Origin of the sequence: Ureibacillus sp. FSL K6-0786 (genome assembly GCF_037965165.1) — a bacterium.
Lineage (GTDB): Bacteria > Bacillota > Bacilli > Bacillales_A > Planococcaceae > Ureibacillus > Ureibacillus thermosphaericus.
In genome coordinates this window covers 2,654,502-2,678,470 of record NZ_CP150191.1, presented here as the reverse complement: position 1 = coordinate 2,678,470, position 23,969 = coordinate 2,654,502, and the positions used below count along the sequence as shown (strand labels likewise).

The 23,969-nt window shown below is 35.8% G+C and carries 22 protein-coding genes, 1 pseudogene and 1 other annotated feature; of the genes and pseudogenes, 3 read left to right on the top strand and 20 right to left on the bottom strand.

The annotated features are described in order from the left end of the window. Nucleotides 1–145: 145 nt before the first annotated feature. A complete protein-coding gene (locus NSQ18_RS13245; protein ID WP_339288326.1) occupies nucleotides 146–2,791 on the bottom strand; it encodes a valine--tRNA ligase in 2,646 nt (881 codons plus the stop codon). 56 nt (nucleotides 2,792–2,847) lie between these two features. Then, nucleotides 2,848–3,072, bottom strand: a binding site (T-box leader). Between the two features lie 78 nt (nucleotides 3,073–3,150). Between NSQ18_RS13245 and NSQ18_RS13240 the strand changes: the two genes are divergently transcribed. Next, nucleotides 3,151–3,360, top strand: coding sequence for a hypothetical protein (locus NSQ18_RS13240; protein ID WP_016838425.1), 210 nt, complete (start codon nucleotides 3,151–3,153; stop codon nucleotides 3,358–3,360). Here the strand turns inward: NSQ18_RS13240 and NSQ18_RS13235 are convergent. From NSQ18_RS13235 to NSQ18_RS13180, 12 genes are all read right to left on the bottom strand, one after another. After that, complete coding sequence (locus tag NSQ18_RS13235; RefSeq protein ID WP_168412389.1) at nucleotides 3,353–4,204, bottom strand: hypothetical protein; 852 nt, start codon at nucleotides 4,202–4,204, stop codon at nucleotides 3,353–3,355. The genes NSQ18_RS13240 and NSQ18_RS13235 overlap by 8 nt on opposite strands. 129 nt (nucleotides 4,205–4,333) lie before the next feature. Beyond that, the gene (hemL, locus tag NSQ18_RS13230) at nucleotides 4,334–5,623 is read right to left on the bottom strand and encodes a glutamate-1-semialdehyde 2,1-aminomutase (RefSeq protein ID WP_339288323.1); all 1,290 of its coding nucleotides are present in this window, start codon (nucleotides 5,621–5,623) and stop codon (nucleotides 4,334–4,336) included. A 1-nt stretch (nucleotide 5,624) separates the two neighbouring features. Further along, entirely contained in the window at nucleotides 5,625–6,605 is a 981-nt protein-coding gene (gene hemB / locus NSQ18_RS13225) for a porphobilinogen synthase (protein WP_339288322.1), read from the bottom strand. Further along, nucleotides 6,605–7,357 carry a uroporphyrinogen-III synthase gene (locus NSQ18_RS13220; RefSeq protein WP_339288320.1) on the bottom strand — a complete coding sequence of 251 codons (753 nt, stop codon included), beginning with the start codon at nucleotides 7,355–7,357 and terminating at the stop codon, nucleotides 6,605–6,607. The genes hemB and NSQ18_RS13220 overlap by 1 nt, the downstream gene beginning before the upstream one ends. Further along, nucleotides 7,350–8,279, bottom strand: a complete 930-nt coding sequence (gene hemC / locus NSQ18_RS13215) for a hydroxymethylbilane synthase (protein ID WP_016838430.1) — start codon at nucleotides 8,277–8,279, stop codon at nucleotides 7,350–7,352. Before hemC ends, NSQ18_RS13220 begins: the two co-directional genes overlap by 8 nt. A gap of 18 nt (nucleotides 8,280–8,297) precedes the next feature. Beyond that, entirely contained in the window at nucleotides 8,298–9,122 is an 825-nt protein-coding gene (gene ccsA, locus NSQ18_RS13210) for a cytochrome c biogenesis protein CcsA (protein ID WP_016838431.1), read from the bottom strand. Nucleotides 9,123–9,230: 108 nt separating this feature from the next. Continuing rightward, complete coding sequence (gene hemA / locus NSQ18_RS13205) at nucleotides 9,231–10,592, bottom strand: glutamyl-tRNA reductase (protein WP_016838432.1); 1,362 nt, start codon at nucleotides 10,590–10,592, stop codon at nucleotides 9,231–9,233. Between the two features lie 311 nt (nucleotides 10,593–10,903). Next, nucleotides 10,904–11,485 (bottom strand): ribosome biogenesis GTP-binding protein YihA/YsxC, encoded by a 582-nt coding sequence (yihA, locus tag NSQ18_RS13200; protein WP_016838433.1) that lies wholly within the window; start codon nucleotides 11,483–11,485, stop codon nucleotides 10,904–10,906. Further along, nucleotides 11,486–13,804 carry an endopeptidase La gene (gene lon, locus NSQ18_RS13195; protein ID WP_016838434.1) on the bottom strand — a complete coding sequence of 773 codons (2,319 nt, stop codon included), beginning with the start codon at nucleotides 13,802–13,804 and terminating at the stop codon, nucleotides 11,486–11,488. A 337-nt stretch (nucleotides 13,805–14,141) separates the two neighbouring features. After that, on the bottom strand, nucleotides 14,142–15,416 hold the full coding sequence (gene clpX, locus NSQ18_RS13190) for an ATP-dependent protease ATP-binding subunit ClpX (RefSeq protein ID WP_016838435.1): 1,275 nt from the start codon (nucleotides 15,414–15,416) through the stop codon (nucleotides 14,142–14,144). A gap of 210 nt (nucleotides 15,417–15,626) precedes the next feature. Then, the gene (tig, locus tag NSQ18_RS13185; protein ID WP_339288316.1) at nucleotides 15,627–16,919 is read right to left on the bottom strand and encodes a trigger factor; all 1,293 of its coding nucleotides are present in this window, start codon (nucleotides 16,917–16,919) and stop codon (nucleotides 15,627–15,629) included. 108 nt (nucleotides 16,920–17,027) lie between these two features. Continuing rightward, entirely contained in the window at nucleotides 17,028–18,020 is a 993-nt protein-coding gene (locus NSQ18_RS13180; RefSeq protein WP_016838437.1) for a hypothetical protein, read from the bottom strand. A 299-nt stretch (nucleotides 18,021–18,319) separates the two neighbouring features. On the opposite strand from NSQ18_RS13180, the pseudogene NSQ18_RS13175 reads away from it, so the two are divergent. After that, nucleotides 18,320–18,809 (top strand): annotated as a pseudogene (locus NSQ18_RS13175) (DUF3231 family protein). A gap of 79 nt (nucleotides 18,810–18,888) precedes the next feature. Here NSQ18_RS13175 and NSQ18_RS13170 read toward each other — a convergent pair. The 5 genes from NSQ18_RS13170 to NSQ18_RS13150 all read right to left on the bottom strand — a co-directional run bounded on the left by NSQ18_RS13170 (nucleotide 18,889) and on the right by NSQ18_RS13150 (nucleotide 21,717). Next, nucleotides 18,889–19,032 (bottom strand): hypothetical protein, encoded by a 144-nt coding sequence (locus NSQ18_RS13170; protein ID WP_172597779.1) that lies wholly within the window; start codon nucleotides 19,030–19,032, stop codon nucleotides 18,889–18,891. 484 nt (nucleotides 19,033–19,516) lie between these two features. After that, the gene (locus NSQ18_RS13165) at nucleotides 19,517–19,909 is read right to left on the bottom strand and encodes a DnaA N-terminal domain-containing protein (protein ID WP_016838439.1); all 393 of its coding nucleotides are present in this window, start codon (nucleotides 19,907–19,909) and stop codon (nucleotides 19,517–19,519) included. Nucleotides 19,910–20,046: 137 nt separating this feature from the next. Next, on the bottom strand, nucleotides 20,047–20,499 hold the full coding sequence (locus tag NSQ18_RS13160; protein WP_016838440.1) for a MaoC/PaaZ C-terminal domain-containing protein: 453 nt from the start codon (nucleotides 20,497–20,499) through the stop codon (nucleotides 20,047–20,049). A 97-nt stretch (nucleotides 20,500–20,596) separates the two neighbouring features. Beyond that, entirely contained in the window at nucleotides 20,597–21,013 is a 417-nt protein-coding gene (locus tag NSQ18_RS13155) for a universal stress protein (RefSeq protein ID WP_339288314.1), read from the bottom strand. A gap of 212 nt (nucleotides 21,014–21,225) precedes the next feature. Beyond that, nucleotides 21,226–21,717: a hypothetical protein gene (locus tag NSQ18_RS13150; RefSeq protein ID WP_016838442.1), complete on the bottom strand. Its 492-nt coding sequence runs from the start codon at nucleotides 21,715–21,717 to the stop codon at nucleotides 21,226–21,228. A gap of 506 nt (nucleotides 21,718–22,223) precedes the next feature. Here NSQ18_RS13150 and NSQ18_RS13145 point away from each other — a divergent pair. Then, the gene (locus NSQ18_RS13145; RefSeq protein ID WP_016838444.1) at nucleotides 22,224–22,349 is read left to right on the top strand and encodes a YjcZ family sporulation protein; all 126 of its coding nucleotides are present in this window, start codon (nucleotides 22,224–22,226) and stop codon (nucleotides 22,347–22,349) included. A 153-nt stretch (nucleotides 22,350–22,502) separates the two neighbouring features. Here NSQ18_RS13145 and NSQ18_RS13140 read toward each other — a convergent pair whose 3' ends face one another. Together NSQ18_RS13140 and NSQ18_RS13135 are read right to left on the bottom strand one after the other, a co-directional pair. Then, on the bottom strand, nucleotides 22,503–22,691 hold the full coding sequence (locus NSQ18_RS13140) for a hypothetical protein (RefSeq protein WP_339288312.1): 189 nt from the start codon (nucleotides 22,689–22,691) through the stop codon (nucleotides 22,503–22,505). 184 nt (nucleotides 22,692–22,875) lie between these two features. Beyond that, complete coding sequence (locus tag NSQ18_RS13135; protein WP_168412395.1) at nucleotides 22,876–23,874, bottom strand: acryloyl-CoA reductase; 999 nt, start codon at nucleotides 23,872–23,874, stop codon at nucleotides 22,876–22,878. Between the last annotated feature and the right edge of the window lie 95 nt (nucleotides 23,875–23,969).

The following is a 23,969-nucleotide window of genomic DNA, read 5'->3' as shown; positions in this document are numbered from 1 at the left end:
ACATTACACCAACTAGCTCAGATACAATTCCCTCTCGTTTGAATATATCCCTAGCATGCACAGATTACTCCACCGGCACATGAAAAAAATTCGCCAAGCCGAAAAAATACTTCAGCTTGAGCGAATTTCAAAATCAAAAAAATGATTACATTTGCTTCAATTCATCCAAACGTTTTTTCACTGTATCATATTTTTCTTGATAGTCAGCAAGTTTTTCACGTTCTTTAGCAACTAGTGCTTCCGGAGCTTTTTTCACGAAGTTCTCGTTGGAAAGCTTGCCAGATACTAATTTTACTTCCTTCGCCCATTTATCTAACTCTTTTTCAAGACGTGCAATTTCTTCTTCTAAGTTAATGAGCCCTGCTAACGGCAAGAATAGCTCTGCGCCTGTCACAACTGCTGTCATCGATTTTTCAGGTGTTGCAACCTGTTCCCCAATCACTAATTGTTCTGGATTACAGAACTTCTCAATATAAGCTTTATTGTCCTCTAGAATTTTTACTGTTTCCGCATCTTTCGCTTTAATAAATAAAGGAACTTTTTTGCTGATTGGAGTATTCACTTCTGCACGGATATTTCGAACTGAACGTATAATGTCCATAAGAAGTTTCATATGATTAGATTCTTCTTTGAAATTAAATTCTGGTCTTACTTTTGGCCACTCAGCAACAGTGATGGATTCGCCTTCATGTGGAAGGTGTTGCCAAATTTCTTCTGTAATGAATGGCATCATTGGATGAAGTAGGCGCATTGTATTGTCAAGCACATACGCAAGTACGGAGCGAGTTGTAAGTTTTGCCGCTTCATCGTCTCCATATAGTGGAAGCTTCGCCATTTCAATATACCATGAACAGAAGTCATCCCAAATGAAGTTGTACAATTCACGCCCAACTTCACCGAACTCATAACGTTCAGCTAAGTCTGTTACTTTTTCAATCGTTTCATTTAATCGTGTCAAAATCCATTTATCGCTAACACTCAATTCACCGGATAAATCAATTTCTTCGTATTTTAAACCGTTCATATTCATGAGTGCAAAGCGAGATGCATTCCAAATTTTATTTGCAAAATTCCAAATCGCTTCGACTTTTTCATTCGTATAACGTAAGTCTTGACCTGGTGTAGAGCCAGTTGCTAAGAAGTAGCGTAGAGAGTCTGCACCGTACTGGTCAATCACATCCATTGGGTCTACACCGTTTCCAAGGGACTTACTCATTTTACGTCCTTCCCCGTCACGAACCAAACCGTGGATGAGCACATCTTTGAATGGTCGTTTGCCGGTAAATTCAATACCTTGGAAAATCATGCGGGATACCCAGAAGAAGATGATGTCATAACCTGTAACAAGCGTATTTGTTGGATAATAGCGTTGATATAATTCATGATTTGTATCCGGCCAACCCATTGTTGAGAACGGCCATAATGCACTAGAGAACCACGTATCTAATACGTCCGGATCTTGCGTCCAATTATCCGCATCTTTAGGTGGTTCTTTTCCAACATAAATTTCACCCGTTTCATTATGATACCAAGCAGGAATTTGATGGCCCCACCAAAGCTGACGAGAAATACACCAGTCTTTAATATTTTCCATCCAATGAATATACGTATTTTCAAAGCGTGGTGGAACAAAATTCACTTTATTTTCTTCATCTTGTTGAAGTTTCAATGCCGCTTCTGCAAGAGGCTTCATTTTTACGAACCATTGTTTAGATAAATAAGGCTCAACTATTGCCCCAGAACGCTCAGAGTGTCCAACGGAATGCGTATGTTCCTCAATTTTTATTAAGTAGCCTTGTTGTTTTAAGTCTTCCACAATTTGCTTGCGGCATTCAAATCGGTCTATACCTTGATATTTGCCAGCATTTTCGTTCATTGTACCGTCTTCATTCATTACTAAAATTCGTTCTAAATTGTGACGGTTTCCTACTTCAAAGTCATTTGGATCATGGGCTGGTGTAATTTTCACAACACCTGTACCAAATTCCATATCCACATATTCATCTGCTACGATTGGAATTTCACGATTGACAAGCGGTAAGATTACTGTTTTGCCGATGTACTGTTTATAACGTTCATCTTCAGGATGAACAGCTACAGCAGTATCCCCAAGCATTGTTTCAGGTCGTGTAGTAGCAACTTCCAAATAACCAGAGCCGTCCGCAAGCGGATATTTCATATGATAGAAGGCACCAGGGATTTCTTTATAGATTACTTCGATATCAGATAAAGCAGTTTTTGCTTCCGGGTCCCAGTTGATGATACGTTCGCCTCGATAAATGTATCCTTTTTCATAAAGACGTACGAACACTTCTTTTACAGCATCAGATAAACCTTCATCCAATGTGAAACGCTCTTTTGTATAGTCCAATGACAATCCTAATTTTGCCCATTGTTCACGAATATGGCTAGCATATTCTTCCTTCCATTCCCACGTTTTTTCAAGAAATTTTTCACGACCCAAATCGTAGCGACTTTTTCCTTCTTCACGCAACTTCGCTTCTACTTTTGCTTGTGTTGCAATTCCAGCATGGTCCATACCTGGAAGCCATAATGCATCATATCCTTGCATCCGTTTCATGCGAATAATAATATCTTGCAATGTTGTATCCCAAGCGTGACCAAGATGCAGTTTTCCTGTTACGTTTGGTGGTGGAATAACAATGGAATATGGTTTTTTGTCACTATTTGGATCTGCTTCGAAAAATTTCCCTTCTAGCCACCATTTATAACGACCTTGTTCAACTGAATTTGGATCGTACTTAGTTGGCATTGTCACGTTTTCTGACATGAATGTTCCTCCTTTAGTTGATTGATTTTTGGCAAAATAAAAAAACTCCTTATCCCAAAAAGGACGAAGGAGTTTCGCGGTACCACCTTTTTTCCATTTAGACAATAAATGTCTAAATAGCGCTCATTTCGATAACGGTGTTCAACCGACTTTTACTACTTCAATTTCATAAAAGTTGCTCCATGGCTACCTTCAAATGCGTGCATGCGGAAACTTTTCAGCTACCGTTTCCTCTCTTTAGCATGCAACATCATTTTACTCTTCCAATTCATCGCATCATGTGTATTCAACTGCTTAAATCATTGTATAAAATTTAGCAGCAGTTTTCAAGTTTGAAGGAAATGAAAGGAGTGATTTCCATGTCATTATTCCACAAAAGACGAAAAAGTTATAATCCTTGGTTATTACCACCTTGGCTTCGAAAAATACGTTTTTTTGCAAAAAGCATTTGTATCCCAATTACAGTTTTTCAAGCTATTCGCGTCGTTTTTATTCCTACGACAGGTGATGTATTACTGCTGTTTCTACTTGCCCTCATTTCATGGTTGTTATGGACGGATATTATCTAAATTTCAATACGCTATAATTTTCAGAAAGCTCATTATAGAAGTCATCTGAATCAGAAGGAAGCTTAAACTTTTCATCAATGAATAGTTTACTAGATGATTCATTAACTAATTTTACTTCTTCCGTTTCTTTTCGAATTTTTTTTGCTTCTTCCACAAAGTTATATTCTTCAGGTGGTTCTACGGAAATGGACGGATTTTCATGTAGAGTAAATTCATCAGAATCCTGTAATCGTTGATTTTCATTCATTTTCGACGAATGGTCAGTAGTTTCAATCGTTCTTTGGGTTGTTTGTTGCAATGGTTCATTTACTAGTGGATGTTCTAATGTAGATGGTGGCTGGTCAGTTTTGGCTCTTTCTAATACTTCTCCTGTATTAGCCGCCACAACGGCTACTCGTTCAGCTACCTTCTCTTCAGATTCTACTTGGAATAATGCACCTACTACCGGTTCATCAAATGTGCATTTTACTTCCCATTTAAACGTACAGCTTGAGCCATCATATACAAAAAAGGATATATCATCAACAAGCAATTCTGGTCGACAATCTTTTGCAACTTTCTCACGAGGTAAATCAACTTCTAAAGGCAATGCGTATTCAAAGTAACCTTCATCACCTTTTAAATCTAAATGTTCAATTAACGTACCTTCGCTATAATCTGGCTTTATTTTTGGATTAAACTTCACTGTTGCTTTAATATGATAAATGCCTGTTAAACGAAGAGATTCTTCTAATTCTGTTTGTTGCCAACGCGGGATGACTTGGACCGAAACAACTTCTTCTACAATCCCATAAGCTTCTGGAAAAATAAATTGCGTCATCATTTCCCAATTGATTTTTGCCATATGTTTCCCTCCCGTAATACTCTATGCCCGAGAATCGGAAGTATGATTAAAGAATTAAAAATCCCTCATTACTTTTTAAAAATAAAAAAGAGTGTCTCTTCCTTATCAACGGAAAAGACACTCTAATTATTATCGAGCTAATTTTGCAAATACTTTGTGGAATGCATCTACCGTTTTTGCGATATGTTCTTCCGTATGTGCAGTTGAAATAAACAATCCTTCAAATTGGGAAGGTGGTAAGTATATTCCTTCTTCGAGCATGAGTCGATAGAATTCAGCAAATAATGTTAAATCGGAAGTTTGGGCAGATTTAAAATCAACTACATCTTCATTTGTTAAGAATAATCCAATCATACTTCCCGCGCGATTTATTGTATGCGGAATGTTATATTTTGTTGCGGCTTCACGAATTCCAGCTTCCAATTGGTCACCTAATTTTTTAAAGTAGTCATAAGATTCAGGTGTTAAACGGGATAATGTTTCAATTCCAGCAGTCATTGCGAGAGGGTTACCTGATAATGTTCCTGCTTGATACACTGGTCCACTTGGCGCAACCTTTTCCATGATTTCCCGCTTACCAGCATAAGCACCTACAGGAAGTCCGCCTCCCACAACTTTTCCAAGGCATGTTAAATCTGGATCAATGCCATAGTAACCTTGAGCGCAGTGATAATCGACGCGGAATCCTGTCATGACTTCATCAAAAATAAGCAATGCGCCATATTGTTTCGTAATTTCACGTAAACCTTCTAAAAATCCTGGTTTCGGTGGAACAACCCCCATGTTCCCTGCAACAGGTTCTACAATAACCGCGGCAATGTTATCACCTAATTTTTCAAATGTTGCTTTTACTGCTTCTAAATCATTATAAGGAACCGTTGTTGTATTTTTTGCAACGTCTGCAGGTACGCCAGGGCTGTCAGGTAAACCAAGTGTTGCAACACCTGATCCCGCTTTAATTAATAATGAATCTCCATGGCCATGGTAAGAACCTTCAAATTTCATTATAATGTTGCGGCCTGTGTATCCTCGAGCTAGTCGAAGAGCAGCCATCGTCGCTTCTGTCCCAGATGAAACAAAACGAACCATTTCAACTGAAGGTACTCTTTCAATAACGATTTTGGCTAATTTGTTTTCTAATACTGTCGGTGCACCAAAAGAAGTTCCTTTTGCTGCTTGTTCTTGAATTGCTTTCACAACTTCTGGATGAGAGTGCCCTAAAATTAACGGCCCCCAGCTAAGCACATAATCGATATATTCGTTGCCGTCAATGTCACGAATCATAGCACCTTCCCCAGATTCAATAAATATCGGTTCTGCATTAACAGATTTGAATGCACGAACAGGGCTGTTCACCCCTCCAGGCATTAAATTTACTGCTTCTTTAAATGCTTTCACTGAATTTTCATAGGTACGCATTTTACTTCTCCTCCAACCAACGAGCTACATCTTTAGCATGATAAGTAATGATTAAGTCAGCACCCGCACGCTTCATTCCAAGTAAAGTTTCTAACACAACAGACTTTTCATCAATCCAGCCGTTTTGTGCTGCTGCTTTCACCATCGCATATTCTCCAGATACGTTGTATGCAATTACTGGAACTGGGAAATTGTTTTTCACATCTCGAATAATATCCATGTAAGCTAGAGCTGGTTTAACGATTAAGAAATCAGCTCCTTCTTCAATGTCGGTTTCAGCTTCACGGAACGCTTCTAAACGATTGGCTGGATCCATTTGATATGTTTTGCGGTCGCCAAATTTCGGTGCTCCTTCCGCTGCTTCACGGAATGGTCCGTAATAGCTTGAAGCATATTTTACAGCATAGGACATGATTGGAACATCTTGGAATCCCGCTTCATCTAAAGCATGGCGAATGGCCACTACAAATCCATCCATCATATTGGAAGGTGCAATGATATCAGCTCCTGCTTTCGCTTGAGAAACAGCTGTGCGAGCTAATATATCAAGGGATGGGTCATTTAAAATTTTGTCCCCTTCCACTAAACCACAGTGACCATGATCAGTAAATTCACATAAACATGTATCTGCAATGACCATCAATTGAGGATATCTCTCTTTAATTTGTTGTGTCGCTTTTTGCACAATTCCATGGTCATGGAAAGCACCTGTTCCTTGTGCATCTTTATCAGCAGGAATTCCGAATAAAATCACTGATGGGATTCCAAGTGATACCACTTCATCAATCTCAGCATCTAAATTATCCAAAGAAAGTTGGTAGACACCTGGCATAGATTTTACTGGATTTTTAATGTTTTCGCCCTCAATCACGAAAATAGGGTAAATTAAATCTTCTTTGTGTAAATGGTTTTCTCTTACCATAGAACGAATTGTAGCGTTTGCACGTAATCTACGATGTCTTCTGAATTCAAATTGTGACATTATGATTCCTCTCCTTTTATAATCGCTTCAATAACTGATTGCATTGTATATTTCTTCGGAAAATATGTAACAACGGCACCATATTTTTCAACGGCACCTTTAGTTATGTGACCAATGCAAGCGATTTTCATTTGGTTCCATCCTACTTGTGAAACTGCAAATTTATTGAAACAATCTACCGCTGACGGACTGGCAAAAATAACAATTGGATCATTATTCGTTTGAATCGTCTTTACTAGCGTTTCAATGGATTTCCTATTTTCAATCGTTTTATATACCGTCCATTCGTCAATTTGAAATGGTAGCCCTTTCTTTATGGTGTCCTTTGCTAATTCCCCTCTAATAAATAAACATTTTGGTGACGTACCACTTACAAAAGGGAATTCTTTTACAAATGTATCAGCGCTGAAAATAGTAGGCATGAAATGAACCGTAAAGCCATATTGTTCTAACAGTTTTGCCGTCTTTTCTCCTACAGCAGCAATTTTACTAGAAAAATGTGCCAAGTTAAAATGATGACGTTCTATTTTTTTATAAAAAAACTCAACACCATTTTGACTCGTAAAAATAAGCCAGTCATAGTTTAGGCAAGAAAATAATCGCTCTTTGTCCTCCATACTAATTACTTCTTCAGTTTGTATGAGCGGACAAACTACCGCTTCTCCCCCAAGCTGATCGATTTCGTCTATAATAGACAACGTTTTTTTTGAACCAGTTAGGATTATAGTTTTTCCTTCCAAAGGTTTATGCATTGTTCTCCGCCTTCACCTTAGCGATTAAATCATAAGCACCTTGATCAGTTAAAAGTTGAGCAAGTTTATTTCCAATTTCTACTGGGTCATTTCCTTGAATTGTTTCTTTGTAACAAATCGCTCCATCAGGTGATGCCACAAGTCCCGTCATTGTGATGACATCTCCATCAACCGTTGCATATCCTGCAATCGGTACTTGACAACCTCCATCCATCGCAGCTAAAAACGTCCGCTCAGCAGTTACCGCTTTCTTAGTGTTATTATCTGTTAATTTCGCTAGTTCTGTTAATAGTTCTTCATCATCTTCACGACATTCAATTCCTAATGCTCCTTGAGCAACAGCCGGTAAGCAAATGTCAACATCCAAATATTCTGTTACAACTTCGCTTGACCATCCCATACGTTTTAACCCTGCTGCAGCAAGAATAATCGCATCATAACCTTCCGTCTCAAGTTTTTTCAATCGGGTATCGATATTTCCTCGAATCCATTTGATTTCAAGGTCTGGTCTCACTTGTAATAGTTGAGCACTGCGTCGTAAAGAACTTGTCCCTACAACTGCCCCCTCTGGTAAATCATTGAACTTAATATGATTTTTTGAAATAAGGGCATCACGAGGGTCTTCGCGGAATGGAATACAGCCGACTGTTAAACCATCCGGTAATACTGCTGGCATATCTTTCATCGAATGCACCGCAAAATCAATTTCTTTATCTAACAATGCTTTTTCAATCTCTTTTACGAATAATCCTTTTCCTCCTACCTTTGATAATTGAACGTCTAATATTTTATCACCTTTAGTGACAATTTCTTTGATTTCGAATTCAAAAGGAAAACCAGCTTTTTTACATTCGTTAATAAACCAATTTGTTTGGGTTAATGCTAATTTACTTTTTCGAGAACCTACAATAATTTTTCTCATGATGAACCTACCTTTCTGCTAATACCATATATGAAATTGGGATAGCTTACTTCCCAAAAAGAAATTAATGAGTACAACGAAATAAGCATAAACTTGAGTCCAAGCAAATGACAGTCCCGTAATTATTCCTCGCTGCTTTAACATAATGATAGCTACATATATGACAAGCACTATGAAAGAACCGATGATTTTTGCATCAAAAAACGAAATTGCTCCCTCCACTTTCATAAATGCTGATTCTAGTCCTAATAGCAAACTAATCACCATGATTGGAAGGCCAATAATGATTGAATAATTCATCCAAGTCGCCATTTGAGATAAGGAGGGTAAACGAGACCAAAGTTTTGTATATTTTTTCTTTTTTAATAGGTGGTATAAAATTAAGTATAGCACTGAAAAGACAAATGAAATGGAAAATGCTGCATACGATAAAATGGCAAAACCAATATGTATAAACAGCATTTCAGATTCCATGGTTTTTAATACTGGATTCAAATTATTTGGTGCAAACAGTCGAATTGTCATAAAAATAAATCCGAGTATATTAATAAAAAACACCGGTAAATCTGTTCTTGCTATGCAATGCAAGAAGATTGACAGCGTTACAAGTAACCAAGCATAAAAATAAATCCCTTCAGAAAGCGATAATATAGGGAATCGTTTAGTCTCCAACACGCTTAATACGATAAAAGCCGTTTGCAATATCCAAACAATGGATACTAACCAAAATGCAGTTCTACGAATGATTTCTTTTTTATAAAAATAATCGACAAAATAAAACATTATACTTATCGCATATAGTATAACCATTATTTGGTAAAGGTTACTCATCACTTCAGTCATACGAAACCCTTCTCCATCTTATACGTCATTATGATTAAAATTTAAAACAAAAGCGCTTCCGTATCATTAGTTTACCACATCGATACGAAAACGCCTCAAAATTCTTACTTAAAATGATAATTTTGGTTGATTTTCAATTCCGTCTTGAATTCGTTCTTCTTCAGTTTCTAACTTCAATTGTTGACTCTGAATTTCTTCTTGAACTAATTCTTCAATTCCAAAAATTTGTTGATACAATTGAAGTTTTTGATTGGCTTTTGGAGAGTTAGCAATTTCCTTCGCTTGAAGAATTGGTTCTTTTAACAATTGATTGATGATGGATTTCGTATGTTTATTTAAAATTTTACGTTCCCGTTCAGTTAGATTTGGCATTTTATTTTCAATACTTTTCATCGTTTCTTGTTGAATCATATTTGCTTTTTTGCGCAATGCCGCAATAACCGGTACTACTCCAAGCGTTGCAAACCAATCTTTAAATTCAACAATTTCTTGTTCAATCATTTTTTCAATTTGTTGAGCGGCCTGTTTTCGTTCTGCTAAATTCGCTTCTACAATTCCCTGTAAGTCATCAATATCATATAAGAATATGTTAGGTAATTCGCCTACTTTAGGATCGATATCTCGTGGAACTGCGATATCAACTAAAAACAAAGGTTTTCCTTTGCGTAAACGCTCTACAAACTGCATTAGTTCATAATCAATTACATACGTTGTTGAACCTGTTGATGTAATTAAAATATCTGTATCAAGCAAAGTACATTGCAATTCCTTAATCGATTTAGCATGTCCTTCAAATTTTTCAGCTAAAGACACCGCTTTTTCAAAAGTACGATTTAATACCGTTACTTTTCCAACGCCGCTTCCATACAGATTTTCCATAGCAAGCTCGCCCATTTTACCAGCGCCTAAAATCGATACATGTTTATTTTTTAGGGAACCAAATATTTTCTTTGCCAGTTCAACCGCAGCATAAGATACTGAAACGGCATTTTCGTTAATCGTCGTTTCTTTATGAGCTTTTTTCGCAAAAGTAATTGCTTGTTTAAACAAGCGGTTAAAAATCGTACCCGTCGAACCAATTTCTTGTGCCTCTAAAAAGCTTTTCTTGACTTGTCCAAGAATTTGAGTTTCTCCCAATACCATCGAATCGATTCCTGCAGTTACTCGGAATAAGTGTACTAACGATTGATCATTTTCACGAATAAATAAATAGCTCTCAAATTCCTCAATCGGAATGTTAAACCAGTTGGATAAAAAACGTTTTATATAATAACGTCCTGTATGCAGCTGATCAACTACCGCATAGATTTCCGTTCTATTGCAAGTCGACACGATCACATCTTCTAATATGCTTTTTTCTTTTTTTAACGCAGCCATCGCTTGTGGTAATTCACTTTCAATGAACGACAACTTTTCACGAATTTCGACTGGCGCAGTTCTATAATTCAAGCCTACAACTAGTGTGTGCATGAACTTAACACCTCTCACGAACTATTTCATACCCTCTATTCTAACATAAAGAAAGCGCTATCTAAACGCTAATTATGAAAAAGTTATGAAATAAGATTTTTTACTTTAAAATAATTCTAATATAAGAATAACAAAATTTGATTCCTGTTTCAATATAATAACCTTTATACATAGTATTCAACAAATTCCGACAATTTACTCTTCTTGAACATATAAAAAGGTTGACCTATAGGATGCTAGGTCAACCTTTATAAAATTGGAAGTTCTTACTGTTTCATAAGCTTCATAAACATTTTCAATTATGTATGGAATCACATGAACTTTTGTATTTCAGTCCATGTTTCTTCCACTCCTACTCCCGTTTCCGCAGAAAACAGGATGATTGGATCTCCTTTTTCCATTTCTAATGTTTCTCTTACCACTTTTTTATGTTTATCCCACTTGCCTCTTGGAATTTTATCTGCTTTCGTTGCAACTACAATCGCAGGAATATTGTAATGTTTTAAGAAATCATACATCATTTGATCGTCTGCAGTTGGAGGATGGCGCAAATCAACAATTAAAATAACAGCTTGTAATACGCTTCGACCAGTAAGGTACTTTTCAATCATTTTCCCCCAAGCTTCCCGCTCTTTCTTAGACACTTTGGCGTAACCATAGCCTGGAACGTCCACAAAAAACAATTGATTTTCGATTTTATAAAAATTTAACGTTTGTGTTTTACCAGGCTTTGATGACGTACGAGCAAGGGATTTTCGATTAATCATCTTATTGATGAATGAAGATTTTCCAACATTCGAACGGCCCGCCAAAGCAAATTCAGGTAGACCGTCGTCTGGATATTGTTCCGGTTTGACAGCACTAATTACCATTTCCGCATGACTAACTTTCATTTAAAAACCTCCAACAAGGGCGATATTCAACACTTCTTCTGCCGATCTAACCGGTTTAAATACTAATTCTTCTCGAACTGCTTCAGGAATATCGTCAATATCTCGCTCGTTGTCTTGAGGAATGATGATAATTTTTAATCCTGCACGATGAGCTCCTAACGATTTTTCTTTCAGTCCTCCGATTGGAAGCACTCGCCCTCGCAATGTAATTTCTCCAGTCATTCCGACTTCTTTTTTGATAGGTTTATTGGAAATGGCTGATACAAGTGCTGTTGCAATAGTAATTCCCGCTGACGGACCGTCTTTTGGTACTGCTCCTTCAGGTACGTGTATATGAATATCATGTTGTTCAAAATAATCTGCATCCAAATTGAGGCGTTTGGATAAAGAACGAACGTAAGAAAGAGCAGTTTGAGCAGATTCCTTCATCACATCTCCAAGCTTACCTGTTAAAATCAGTTTTCCTTTACCAGGTGTTAAAGATACTTCAATTTGAAGTGTATCACCACCAACGGATGTGTAAGCCAATCCTGTCGCTACACCAACTTGGTTTTCCGTTTCCGCTTGACCGTAATGGAATCGATGTTTACCAAGCATTTCAATCAATGTTTTCGAATTGACAGTAACCCGTTTTCTTTCGCCAGAAACAATGACTTTTGCCACTTTTCGGCAAACTGCAGCAATCTGACGTTGAAGACCACGAACGCCAGCTTCTCTCGTATAGTATCGAATTAAATCAACAATCGCTTCATCTTTAAAGATAAGTTGTGATTTTTTCAAACCGTTTTCATCAAGTTGTTTTGGAATAAGATGATTCTTAGCGATTTTGATTTTTTCAATCTCTGTATAACCAGCAATCGATATTACTTCCATACGATCTAATAGTGGTCCTGGAATTGTGCTTAAATCATTCGCTGTAGCAATAAACATTACTTGCGATAAATCATAAGGTTCTTCGATGTAATGATCGCTAAAAGTATGATTTTGCTCAGGATCCAATACTTCAAGCATTGCTGCTGAAGGATCACCTTTGAAATCATTGGACATTTTATCAATTTCATCCAATAAAAACACAGGGTTAATTGTACCAGCTTTTTTCATTCCTTGTATGATACGACCAGGCATCGCTCCAACGTAAGTGCGTCTATGTCCGCGAATCTCAGATTCATCACGTACACCACCAAGAGAAATGCGAACAAATTTACGATTTAAACTCTCCGCTATCGATCTTGCTAGAGAGGTTTTCCCTACCCCAGGTGGTCCCACTAAACATAAAATTGGTCCACGAATGGAATTTTTTAATTGGCGTACAGATAAATACTCTAAAATGCGCTCTTTTACTTTCTCCAGTCCATCATGATCGCGATTTAGAATTTCTTCTGCCAAATTAACATCAAGTCGATCTTCCGTTTTTTCTTTCCACGGAATTGTGACTAACCATTCAATATAGTTTCGAATGACGCCGCTTTCTGCGCTGGCAGCCGGTAATTTTTCATAGCGTTCAAGCTCTTTTAGTGCCACTTTTTGTGTGGATTCAGGCATTCCGGATTCTTCAACACGTTTTCGAAGATCAGCAACTTCTCCTGTTTTTCCTTCTCGATCTCCAAGCTCGGCTTGAATCGCTTTCATTTGTTCGCGTAAATAATATTCTTTTTGAGTACGTTCCATCGCTTGCTTTACTTTTGTATTGATTTTCTTCTCTAAATTTAATACTTCTTGTTCATCATGCAAGCGAATCATTAAGTGGTCTAATCTTTTCTTAATATTGAAAATGCTTAATACTTCTTGTTTCTCAGAAATTTTAAATGGTAAGTGGGAAGCGATAATATCTGCTAGTCTTCCTGGTTCCTCGATGTCTAAAACAGATTCAATTGTTTCAGCAGTAATTTTATTTGAAGATTTCGCATACTTTTCAAAATAATTAACTACTGTGCGCATTAACGCTTCCATTTCCACGTCTTTTTCTTTCGAATCTTCATGCAATTCAATATCTACAGTTGTAAAATCATCGTTTTCTTGGTAATGAACAATTTTCCCACGACAAATGCCTTCCACTAAAATGCGCAACGTGCCGTTCGGTAATTTCAACATTTGTTTTACAGAGACATAAGTCCCAATCATATACAAATCTTCTTTTTCAGGTTTTTCTACCCGCAAATCCTTTTGCGTCGTTAGGAAGATTTTATTATCATTCATCATGGCATGTTCTAATGCAGCGACCGAACGTTTCCTACCAACATCGATATGTAATACCATTGAAGGAAATACGAGCAGTCCACGCAAAGGAAGTAGTGGTACATTTTTCTTTAATTCAGTCATGCGGGTTATTCACCTCCATTTGATACTAAAGAATGCACCCGCTTCTAGGCAAATTTAGTATGTGAAAAATTAAAAACATTTCACTTGGTTTTACATAGCAATTTCGATAAATTTAATCTTTCATAACAGCATTTACTATTCTCTGTTACATCAATTATTATTCCCGGTAAAATGTTATTTTGAACAATTTGACGCTCAATAAAATGATTTGCAAGTATTTGTAAAAATATGTAATTTTGATATTTGTTACAAAGAGCTGACTAACGAGATATGCATAAGCAAATTCGCAGTCAGCTCTTTATTTTAATGGTCATTATTACTGTTACTTGTAACTACTTTATGCGGAAGTTTTTTTATTGTCCTTCAAATCTTTTAATTCTGTACCGTCTTTTAAAATTAATTTTGGTTGCGCTTTGTCCGTAATCGTTTCTTTTGTAATAATACATTTCACGATATCATCGCGTGATGGCAATTCATACATCATATCAAGCATCGTATTTTCAATGATGGAACGAAGTCCACGGGCACCTGTTTTTCTTTCAATCGCTTCCTTCGCAATCGCTCGAAGTGCTTCCTCTTCAAATTCTAATTCCACATTATCTAATTCGAGCATTTTTTGATATTGTTTCACTAATGCATTTTTTGGCTCTGTCAAAATTCTAACGAGCGCTTCTTCATTTAACTGTTCAAGTGAAGCAATGACTGGTAAGCGACCAATAAATTCTGGAATTAAACCAAATTTCAATAAGTCTTCTGGAATTAATTGAGAAAGTAAAGATTCGCTTTCCACATTTTTATTTTTCATATCGGAACCAAAGCCAATCACTTTTTGTCCTAATCGACGTTTAATAATGCTTTCAATTCCATCGAAAGCACCGCCAACGATAAATAAGATATTTGTTGTATCAATCTGTAAAAACTCTTGATGTGGATGTTTACGACCACCTTGAGGAGGAACGCTAGCTACCGTACCTTCTAAAATTTTTAATAATGCCTGTTGCACACCTTCTCCAGATACGTCTCGTGTGATGGAAGGGTTCTCTGATTTTCGTGCAATTTTATCGATTTCATCTATATAAATAATCCCTTTTTCTGCTCGCTCAATGTCATAGTCAGCAGCTTGGATTAGTTTTAACAGGATGTTTTCTACGTCTTCACCAACATAACCAGCCTCGGTTAATGAAGTGGCATCGGCAATCGCAAATGGCACATTTAAAATTCTTGCTAAAGTTTGAGCAAGTAAAGTTTTCCCACTACCAGTTGGTCCAATTAAAATAATATTGGATTTAGATAGTTCCACATCATCTAATTTACTATTTGAATTGATTCGCTTGTAGTGGTTATATACTGCAACAGCAAGAGCTTTTTTAGCTCGCTCTTGTCCAATAACGTATTCATCTAAGATGCTTAAAATTTCCTTTGGCTTTGGAACATCTTGAAAATCGATTTCCTCTTCTGTACCTAATTCCTCAACAACGATTTCGGAACATAGCTCGATACATTCATCACAAATATAAACACCAGGCCCAGCTACTAATTTTCGCACTTGTTCTTGTGGCTTACCACAGAAAGAACACTTTAAATTGCCTTTTTCATCATTAAATTTAAACAATTTGCTTCACCCCTATTCAAGCAACAATCTTACAGGATATTGAGCACATTAGCAAATAAGAAGTTTCCAAAGCTAATGGAATATTTTGTATAGCTTATGTATGTAAAAATTATTTAGTCATTGGTATAAAACAAGGCACGGTGGTATATGCCGTACCTTGTTATTGGAACTATTCAATTAATTACAATCCTTCTATGAGGAAAGAATAAATTATTCAGTAATTTTCGCATTCTCAACTAAGAATTCTACAGTTTTTTGATTGCGAATATCATTTTCTAACATTTCAGTAGTTCCGCCTAAAGCAGTAATAATTTTTTCTTTGTCCATTTTGAATTGTTCAGCCATTTTTTCAAGTTCTTGATCGATATCTTCTTGTGTTACTTCGATGTTTTCAGCTTTAGCAATTGCTTCTAGCGTTAATGAGATACGTACACGAGTTTCTGCATCTGCTCTGAATTGATCGTGTAAGTCTTTTTCTGTTTGACCAGAGAACTGATAATATAGATCAAGTGACATACCTTGCATTTGAAGACGTTGTGCGAATTCATCAATCATGCGGTGAATTTCGTTATGAATCATTGCTTCTGGAATATCGATTTCAGCATTTTCTGCTGCCTTTTCTACCAATTCGTCACGGAGTGTGCTTTCAGATTCATTTTTCTTTTGCTCAGCTAATTGTTCTTTTAGTTTGTTACGTAATTGTTCAACTGATTCAACTTCCGGATCAACTTCTTTAACAAATTCATCGTTTAATTCTGGAAGCACTTTTGTTTTTACTTCTTTTACAGTCACTTTGAAAGTAGCATCTTTTCCAGCAAGTTCTTCAGCGTGATATTCTTCTGGGAATGTCACTTGAACATCTTTAGATTCACCAGCTTTTAAACCAGCTAATTGTTCTTCAAATCCTGGGATAAATTGGCCAGAACCGATTTCTAATGGATAGTCTTCTCCTTTACCACCTTCGAATGCTTCATCGCCAATGAACCCTTCAAAATCGATAACAGCAATGTCACCTTCAACGATTGCTTTATCTTCTTGAATTTCGTACTCAGCTTTTCTATTTAATAAATTTTGAATTTGCTCTTCTACTTCTTCATCTGTTACTTCTGTGCTAAGTTTTTTCACTTCTAATCCTTTATATTCGCCAAGCTTTGGTTCAGGCTTCACAGTAACTTTTGCAGTAAATGTAAAATCTTTATCTTTTTCAAAACTATCAAGATCGCCAATTTCAGGATAATCTACTGGGAAGATACCTGTTTCATCAACAGCTTTTGAATATGCTTCTGGTACAATTATTTCTAAAGCATCTTGATATAATGCTTCTACACCAAAACGTTTTTCAAAAATTTGACGTGGTACTTTTCCTTTACGGAACCCTGGCACTGTAATTTGGTTTACAACTTTTTTGAACGCTTGATCCAATGCTTTATTTACTTCCTCAGCAGGAACTTCAATTGTTAATACTCCAGTATTCCCATCTTTTTTTTCCCATTTTGCTGACATATATAAATACCTCCAAAAATAAATTACAAATTTTAAGCATTTGTTTATACGATTTTGACAACCATTTTAGTATATCATAAGTAGCTCTAGTTTCAACATTTTTCATGCTTATTGTAGTTCTGATAGCTTTTCCAATTCTTGAATGAACTGATAGATTTCTTGATTCAATTCACTATCTTGTCCAAACATCTGATATACAAAATCGATATAACATTCTGCTACTTCATTTGATTGAAAATCCAACCACTCAAAAGGATACGTTACAATTGCATGTTTTGCAATTAAATATTCAACCATTTCTAAAACGGATGGTTCTTGTTGCAGTTTTTCACTAACTATATTTGAAATCATTTTATATTGTGATAACTCTGTTGGCAACCCAATTTTTGATGGGTTTACCACAATCATCCGGTCAAATTTACGTATCTTTAATTCAATATCAATATTTTGCTCATTCATTAATATAAGAATAAGACTTTTAACAAAAGGATGAGTACGATGACTTTCAACAATATTTTTTAAGTGAGCGATGATCGGCCTAATATTAGCAAGAGATAACTCATGCAACTTATTCACTTGCTCAGCATGAGCTAAAGATAAAAAAGAATCTAATTCATAGAGTTCAGGTTCTAGCTGTTTGACAATCATCGTAAAATCATCTTGCTTATCCATTTTTTCAATAATATTCGCATTTAATTCTTTCAACCTATTAAATTGGTCGATTTTATCAGGTGGAATCGCTTCTTCTTCCAATAGTGAAGTAATAATTTTTTCTACTTTTTTATATTCTTTTAATTGCATACAAACGGTTAAATATAATTCCATTACTTCAAAATACATCGTTGGTCCGATATTAAGTAACTTTTCACATACTTCTTTAGCTTTTAGATAAGATTTTGCTTCATATAATGAATAAGCATATAGACTCAATACATACTCATCGCCATCAGTATATTTCAAAGCTTCTTCAAAATATTGATTCGCAGTTTCAAATTGATTTTTTTTAATATATTTTTGTGCTTCGGAAATGAGACGTTCTACTGTTCCTGGAAATACGACAACATTTTCATAAGCCGTATATGAAGATTTTTTATTTTTCACTTTTTTCACTCCATGATGCAATACAAAATAATCCGTATCTTACTACTTACTTGCTTTTTACTAATATCATTCCCTTTATTGTAAGTTATAACAATTCAATCTTATTATAGAAAAAAATATAACGGCCATCACTATAAATACGTTTTTTTTGGAAATTCCCTATAAATATTATTCATTTCCAACTCAATTGTGATTATTGTAGCAGTATTTTTAGAATCTAATGCACAATCTGCTTTGTATAGATTTTTCCCATTTATTCATACTAAATACGGAAAATCAATTGAAGGAGTTGCATTATAGTGGGTATTTTAGGGAAAAATCCAAAAGATGAACCATTACACTATGGCGACAAATGTTTTAGGAAATAATGGTATGATTGCATACTATCAAACATTGTACAATCATACTGGAGATGAAGATTTAGCAAAAATAATTGAAGAAGCAATTCAAGGAATGCAGGAAGAAAATAGGCAGTTAACAAATCTACTGAAAGTAAACGGTGTCAGTCTTCCACCAGCACCACCGGAACGAGCAAACGCAAACATTGAAGATATCCCTGTTGGAGCCAAATTTAATGATCCGGAAATTGCAGCAAAAATTTCTGATGATTTAGCAGCTGGGTTAGTCGCTTGCAGCCAAGCAATTGGGGTAAGTATTAGAGAAGACATCGCCATTATGTACGGACAATTCCATGCTGCGAAAGCTCAATTGGGAGCTAAACTACTTCGTTTAAATAAAGAAAAAGGTTGGCTTGTATACCCTCCCCTACATTTTAGTCCACGCGAATAATGATAATCGAGTAGGAGGGAGCGATTAACTCCCGTCCTCTCACACCACCGTACGTACGGTTCCGTATACGGCGGTTCAATTAAGATGATTGACGCAAGTCTTTATAACTTCCGTGAATAGCTGTTCTCTTTATGCCAGTGGTCACTCCACCCTCCAAGAGGTCTCCCACGGGATTCACCGCTTCCTTCCTCAAGTGAGGTACTACGTTTTCTGTGTTCATCATGACTCACTGAATGCCAAGGGCTATTCTCTCTTAATTGTTCGGTCCTTCTTAGTAGTTCTAAACCAACTAATACTATGACCTCTGCTGACTTCTGACGGTTCAGCTACTTATCACTAAGTAGGTTATGAAGCGTACTTCACATATCCGCCAGACCTCCCCGGGTAAGAATGTAATCTTTCCTTCCATCTATCTGCTTCATTTACTCTGTACCACCTTTGGCAGAAAGGACTTTGTTTTGTTTAGCAAACTCATCCAATGATACCTAGCCTTATATGAAGTTCGTGTTCCTCAGACCGGAAGTTTGCCGCTCGCTTCCTTCAGATTCCGCGTCACCACGGACACCCTTGCGTTAAGCTAACTGTTACTTCTGCCTTCACAGTTCGGGACTTACACCCTATAGATTACACCCATGCCAGGCGCACTAATAATGAAGGGATGAAATGTTCACGTTTCATCCCTTCACCAATACGACTTTCAAAGGAAATTATCGCACAATACGATCTCCCGCTTCTAAATAGACAACCTTCTTTTCCAACTCTCTTACCCTTTTTTGTAATCTATTAATCATGATATTTTGTTGGAGTATAAAGTTTTTAATTTCTTCATAAGGAGCCTTGGGATTGTAATTCATTTTTCGATCATTAGCATCTTTGTTCACAATTTGTATTTGAACTTTCTCCCCTGTCATTTCTTCCACTGTAAGCGCTATAAATTTTTTATAGCGATTGTTTAACCAATCTTTACAAACTTGGTTTTCTGTTAGGATGTATAACACGTCCCCATTCCATTCTGCTTCCGTTCTTGCAAACCACATATCATAGCTTGCTTTAGGAATTTTCCAACGAATACGTTCCAACACTTCCGACCAAAATTCCATCGAGTCCATCCCTTTCTGCGAATAAATTACGTATATCCACATTGTTACAATTTTTCGCAAAAATTAATCAGGACACCTATAATTTATAGAAATATTTTTACATGACATAAAGTTTGCAGAAAATAAAACAGGGACGTCTAAAACGACTTTTCAGACGCCCCTTCAGTATTGATAAGAAATTTGTATTCAGCAGCAATCACCGTTGCACCTGTCTGTTTTTTTATTTTTTGTTGAAACGTGACCACGCCAGTACCATTACCTTTATCAGCTAAATCGGTTACCCTTAATTCTAAATGGATTGTATCCCCAATGAATGTCGGTTGTAAAAATCTCAGTTTTTCAATTCCGTAGAAAGCAACTACTGTCTTAGGACTCATATCTAATAAGCCTGTCCCTATGGATAATACAAGCATACCATGAGCAATCCGTTGTTTGAATCTCGTATTCTTTGCATATTCCGAATCCATATGCAGCGGAAAAAAATCTCCGCTTACTCCTGCAAAATTGACAAGGTCGCTTTCCGTAATGGTCCGCCCGTGGGATGTCCATGTTTCGCCTATTTCAAACTGTTCGAATGGCTTGTTTAACATTATTTCTCTCCTTTATGAAGAAGATAATCGTATAATATTAAAATTTATGCATGAACAATTTAAAACATGAACATTCAACAAATCGTTTTAACATGAATTAACGGACTATTAATACATCACATTTTGAATAACGAACAATGCGTTCTGCCACAGAACCAAGCAACCATTTTTCAATCTTATTTAATCCTGTAGCACCGCAAACCATTAAATCGACTTCAACATTAGTTAAAATCGTTTTTGCAGCCCCTTCTTCTACCAATATTTCCACGTTGGCTACACCATCTTGTTCAGCATTTATTTTCATTTTGTTTAATTCTTCCCTAGCCTTTTCTTTCAATTCTTCGGCGTATTTTAAATCATAGGCTGCAACAGAGCCAAAGGATTTTGTATCTACTACATTTATAATTAGCAAAGTAGATTGAAAATTTTTTGCCATTTCAATTGCTTGTTTTAACGCTCTTTTTGATCCTTCTGAAAAATCTACTGCAACAGCTATTTTTTGATAAATTGCCATCCTTTTCACTCCTTTATGTAAATATAGCAAATAGTTGTAAAAAACTATATGAATATTTCATGTACTATTTCCTAAAGTAGTTGGATAATCAAAAAATACTATAATAAAAAGTAGAAAAATAACTAATGAAATTAATACACCATCTCCCTAATATATAAGCAAGGTGCACCGTGGTTTAAGTATAATCTCTCTTTCCTCTTGCGTTATAAAAATTATTCAAAGTAGTCTATATGAAATTTGTCTTTGTCGATTTCTGTTGCTAGTCCAGTATAATTGATTTTATTGTATTGTTCATATAATTCTGTCACTTCGTCTAACATATTGGGATCCAACCAAATTCTTCTTTTCCCCTTTTTATATAAAACGAGAGGATGCTGATTAAACAATTTTGCGTCAAGTATTTCACTTACATGTTGTATGTCAAAAGGTTCCGTTATCGGGCGAAACATTTCGATGCGATGTTCAGAAAGAAAATGTAGAATTTCAGACACTGTCCAATCATCTTTAAAAAAAATAAACGAAATCATTTCATAAGATGGTCCAGATTTTATAACTTGGACAAAACATCGATCCATTTGTATGCACTCAGTACGCTGAAAATTGAATGCATTTTCATAATTTTTGATGATGATGTATTCAAAGCAATCTGGATATTCACGTAGTTCGCCAATTAATTTATTGTATTTATATTGTAAAAAATTCACAACCTTACCCTCTTGCAATGAGTTCACCTGCCTATAATCCTTTTCAACACACTGAAAAGTAAGCGTTTACACAAGTATAGAAATAAATGAACATTTTTTTAATTTTATTTTATGATAATCATGCTCACAATTGAACTGTTATTGAAAAATAATCAATTTAATCATGCTAATAACAATAAAAATTCCAATGAGGATAATTGAATAATGAAAAAAGTCACTAATTTCATTATTTCTTTCAAACTCAATTATTCTTTTTTTATCATCTTTCGCCCGTCGATTCATCATCATCTTCCTTCCGTTACAAAGCCACATTTGTATATAGTTTTTTCGAACAATCAACCCTTCATTCTTCAAGCAATATACAATTGAAATAAAAAAATGTGTCACTGATGATGGCAATTAGATAAGCCGTTCAAATTTTTATCACTTTCAATAATTCCGCATTTGTACCACACAGCAATGAAATTTTGCCATACATTAAGTACGAATAAAGGGGGTGAAAATATATGTCTTCAAACTACGGCTCAGTAGGAGGATTCTTCGGAAACAAGTGTGATTTCGTTTTACTTGTAGTATTATTCATCCTTCTTATCATTGTAGGATCTTGCTATAATCATGGATATCAATATTAATAAGGTCAGTAAATCCTCTTTACTTTCACTGTCCGCCATAAATTCCCCTTACTAACATCTTTCTTTTTTACGACCTAAAGCCATATCTTTAGGTCGTTTTTTTGTATAGAAAAAAACCATTTTGAACAACGAGTGGTTCAAAATGGAATTTCATTAATTTAACATTTTATGAGGCAGATTTTCATACATATCAAAGATCTCAGTTGCCGTTTCTTTTATCAGTTCTTCATCTTCATAATGAATAGCACTATCTAATTTTGCATAAATCAATAATAAAATACTTTTTGCTTCAGCCTCATCCAAATATTGAATCTTCTGTTTTACAATTTGAATTCGATTCAACTACGCCACCTCTCTTTCTCTCTACGTAGCTATTATACTTTAATAATTTATAAGCTTGTTAATCATGAAACCAATTTATTAAAAAAAGACATTTCTAATAAAATATGACCACAAGTTTAGGCAAATTTCAACAAATATAGACTGCCTTGTAATTCCAAATTTAAGGCAGTCTATATTTTAGTGTTTATGAATTTATATTTACTAAAATTCTTCCTTTTGCTTGTCCTTTTAGTAGAATTGGGAAAGCATCAGGTAACTCTTCCAGCGTCACTTCTTTATATAGGAAATCTTGTAAATTATTTGGTTTATAATCTGTCGCTAAACGATTCCAAACTTCTTTTCTCGTACTATAGTCGCAATAGGCAGAATCTATGCCAAGTAGATCAACACCTCTTAAAATAAATGGATAAACCGTCGTTGGCAGGCTTGCACCACCTGTTAAACCACTCACTGCCACTTGACCCCCAAGTTTAATTTGGCTCAAAATTGATGCAAGTGACTCCCCGCCAACTGGATCTATTGCTGCAATCCATCTTTGTTTAGCTAAAGATTTTGGTCTTCCGTTGCTTACTACTTCTTCTCTTGAGAGTACAGATGCGGCTCCTAGGCTTTTTAAAAATTCATGTTCTGTTTCCTTACCAGTACTTGCTTCGACTTCATATCCTAGTTTTGATAAAATCGCTACAGCAAAACTACCAACGCCACCTGTCGCACCAGTCACAAGCACCTTTCCTTGATTAGGGGTTAATCCGTTTTTCTCAAGTCGATAAATGGACAAGGCAGCAGTAAAACCTGCAGTTCCAATAATCATCGCTTCTTTTAAAGAAAGACCTTTCGGAAGCGGTACAACCCAATCAGCAGGAATACGGGCATACTCACTATATCCTCCATAATGGGAAACGCCAATTTCATAACTTGTTGCGATTACTTCATCCCCTTCTTTAAAACGAGAATCCTCTGAAGCGACAACAACTCCTGATAAATCGATTCCAGGTACGAAAGGATAATTTTTCACTATATTTCCATTCGGGATGCTCGCAAGGCTATCTTTATAATTTACACCTGAATAATGAACTCGAATTAATACTTCTCCTTTTGGCAAATCATCGACGGACAATTGTTGAATATTTAAAGTTACGTCTTCTCCTTGCTTATCAACAACTAATGCTTTAAATTGCGACATTTCTATTTCTCCTTTCTTCAATTCTATTTTATATTTATTAACAATTTTCATAGTATGTTAGATTTTATAAGGATATGTCCGATTCCTTTATATTA